Source organism: Massilia phosphatilytica (assembly GCF_977014125.1).
Window position 1 is genome coordinate 1 of sequence record NZ_CDRNIL010000006.1, and the last position, 3,503, is coordinate 3,503.

General features: G+C 67.1%; 1 protein-coding gene and 1 pseudogene. Both read left to right on the forward strand.

The genetic code is table 11. The annotated features are described in order from the left end of the window. On the forward strand, positions 1–736 hold a 736-nt coding region (locus tag ACWNCF_RS00170), incomplete at its 5' end, for a LysR family transcriptional regulator (protein WP_449405599.1). A gap of 228 nt (positions 737–964) precedes the next feature. Continuing rightward, positions 965–3,503 (forward strand): annotated as a pseudogene (gene ppc / locus ACWNCF_RS00175) (phosphoenolpyruvate carboxylase); the annotation flags it as partial.

Sequence of the window (3,503 nt, forward strand, 5' to 3'; positions counted from 1 at the left end):
CGACGCGCTCGAAACCGCGCTCGGTGCCCGCCTGTTCGACCGGTTTCCCAAGGGCTGGTCGCTGACGGCGGCCGGCACCGCGCTGGTGCCGCATGCGCGCAAGCTGGAAGACGACATGCACGCCTTGCTCAACGTGGCGCGCGGCGCGAGCGAGGTTGCCGGCGTCGTCCGCGTCTCGGCGCCGCCGGCATTGGCGGCCTTCCTGCTGGCGCCGCGCCTGCGCTCGCCGCTGGCGCGCCTGCCCGGCGTCGAAATCGACCTGCGCGCCGAGGCGCGCACGACGGACCTGATGCGGCGCCAGGCCGATATCGCGCTGCGTTTCGCGCGCCCGACGGCGCCGGGCCTCGTCACCAAGTTGTTGGCACACGTCGATTACGCCCTCTATGCGCATGAGGACTACGTCGCGAACCGGCTACCCGCGCACTGGGAATTTCTCGGCTACGACGAACTCCAGCAGGATGCGCCGCAGCAGGCGTGGTTGGACAAGCTGCGCGGCAACCGCCGCTACTGCCTGCGCTCGAACGATTTGCTGACGCTGCTGCAGGCGGCCGTTGCCGGCTGTGGCGTCGGCGTCTTTCCGCGCTACGCCGCGGCGGGTGCGCCAGGGCTGACCGCTTTGGCGCCGTCTTGTCCCGTACGCCGCAAACTCTGGCTGGTCATGCACGACGACGTGCGCCGCTCCCCGCACGTGCGTGCGGTGGCGGACGAGATCATCGCGATGTTCGAAAACCGGTAAACAAGGCGGCTCGTTTCCCCATGTGTAGCATTTTTTCAACCTTGAACACCGAACCGGCTAATGTTTGTAGTAAAATTTCATAACATTGCATCTCATGCGGCACCGCGCAGCCCGAACCGGCCCGTATATACAAGGTATATCGGCAACGGCATAGTTCAGCGGGTGCTTCATTTGTAAATTATTTACATTTTGCGTCGTCGCACGACGCATCGATCTGGAGAGCTTGGAATGAGCGTTGAAGAGGCACGGAACTTCAAGGAAGAGTTGCTGGGGCGGGACATCCGCCAGCTCGGCCGCATGCTGGGGGAAACGATCCGGGCGCAGGAGGGCGACGAGGTATTCGACCGCATCGAGTCGATCCGTAAGAGCGCCATCGGTTTCCGGCGCGACCAGGACGGCAGCGCGCACGAGGAACTGGCGGCGATCCTCGCCGGTATCTCGTCCGACGAACGCACCCAGTTGATCCGCGCGTTCACCTATTTCTCGCTGCTGTCCAACATCGCCGAAGACCAGCACCACATCCGCCGCAGCCGCGCGCACCTGTCCGCCGGATCGGCGCCCAAGAAGGGCAGCATCGCCCATGCCGTCGACGGCGTGTTCGGCGCCGGCCGCATGGACGACCTGCCTGCCTTCTTCGACAACGCGCACATCAGCCCCGTGTTCACGGCGCACCCCACCGAAGTGCAGCGCAAGAGTGTCCTCAACTGCCAGATGGCGATCGCGCGCCTGATCGGCGAACGTGACCGCACGCAGCTGACGCCCGACGAGGAACAGGACAACGACGAAGCCCTGGCGCGCGCGATCCTGACGTTGTGGCAGACGCGGTTGCTGCGTCCCGCCAAGCTGTCGGTGCTGGACGAAGTGGAAAATGGCCTGTCCTTCTTCGACTACACGATGTTCCGGAGCCTGCCGCGCCTGTACTGCGCCCTCGAGGACACGCTGGCGCAGAAGGATGGCGCCTGGGCCGGCACGGAACTGCCGTCGTTCATGAAAGTGGGCAGCTGGATCGGCGGCGACCGTGACGGCAACCCGTTCGTCACCGCGGACATCCTGCGTGCCACGCTCAAGGCGCAGTCGACCCGAGCGCTCGATTTCTACCTGCCGAGACTGCACACGCTGGCGTCGCAGCTGTCGCAGGCGCAGTCGCTGTGCGGCAGCACCGAGGCGCTGCGCCGCATCGCCGAACGTGCGCCGGACAACTCGCCGCACCACCAGGACGAGCCGTACCGCCAGGCGCTGCACGGCATGCATGCCCGCCTCGTGGCGACGCGCGACTGGCTCGTCGCCGGCGCTGCGGCCCCGGACGCGTCGGCGTATGCCAGCGCGGCCGAGCTGCCGGCCGACCTGGACGCGATCCACGAATCGCTCGTCGCCAACGGCGCCCGTCAACTGGCGCGCGGCCGCCTGCGCCTGCTGCGCCGCGCGGTGAAGGTATTCGGTTTCCACCTCGCGCCCGTCGACCTGCGCCAGAACTCCGACGTGCACGAGCGTGTGCTGGCCGAGCTGTTCGCGCGCGCCGGCGTGCAGGCCGATTACGCCGTGCTCGACGAGGACGCGAAGGTCAAGCTGTTGCTGGACGAACTGGCCCAGCCGCGCCTGCTGTACACGCCGTACGAAAGCTATTCGGAGACCACGAACTCCGAACTGCAGATCCTGCGCACGGCACGCGAGGTCCGCAAGCGCTACGGTGCGCGCGCGATCCGCAACTACATCATCTCGCACACGGAAACCGTGTCCGACCTGCTCGAAGTCCTGCTGCTGCAAAAGGAAACGGGCCTGTACCGGCCGAGCGAGAAGACGAGCGACGTGATGGTGATCCCGCTGTTCGAGACCATCCCCGACCTGCAACAGGCCGCCGCCATCATGGGCGAATGGATGGCGCTGCCGATCGTGACCGACGTCATCGAGCACCAGGGCCGCCTGCAGGAAGTCATGCTGGGCTATTCGGACTCGAACAAGGACGGCGGCTTCCTGACGTCGAACTGGGAGCTGTACCAGGCCGAGTTGAAGCTCGTGCAGGTGTTCGCGGACGCGAACGTCAAGCTGCGGCTGTTCCACGGCCGCGGCGGCACCGTCGGCCGCGGCGGCGGTCCGAGCTACGACGCGATCCTCGCGCAGCCGCCGGGCACGGTGAACGGCCAGATCCGCCTGACGGAACAGGGCGAGATCATCTCGTCGAAGTTCAGCAATCCGGAAATCGGCCGCCGCAACCTGGAGCTGCTCGTCGCCGCCACGCTGGAAGCGGGCCTGATGCCGCACGGCGCCGACCGCGAACAGGTCGAGCGCCTGGCGCGCTTCGAGCCCGTGATGGCCGAGCTGTCGCAGCGCGCGTACAAGGCCTACCGCAACCTCGTGTACGAGACCCCGGGCTTCACGGATTACTTCTTCGCCGCCACGCCGATCGCCGAGATCGCGGAACTGAACCTCGGTTCGCGCCCGGCGTCGCGCAAGTCGACGCGCCGCATCGAAGACCTGCGCGCGATCCCGTGGGGCTTTTCGCTGGGGCCAGTGCCGCCTGCTGCTGCCGGGCTGGTACGGCTTCGGCGCCGCGGTGCTCCGGCTGGATCGCCGACGGCGACCGCGACGAACGCCTCGGCGCTGCTGCGCGAGATGGCGCAAGGACTGGCCGTTCTTCACGACGCTGCTGTCGAACATGGACATGGTGCTGGCCAAGAGCGACCTCGCCATCGCCAGCGCGCTACGCGGAGCTGGTGGGCGGTAGCGCGATCCTGCGCGAGCGGATCTTCGGCTGTATCAGCGCCGAGCA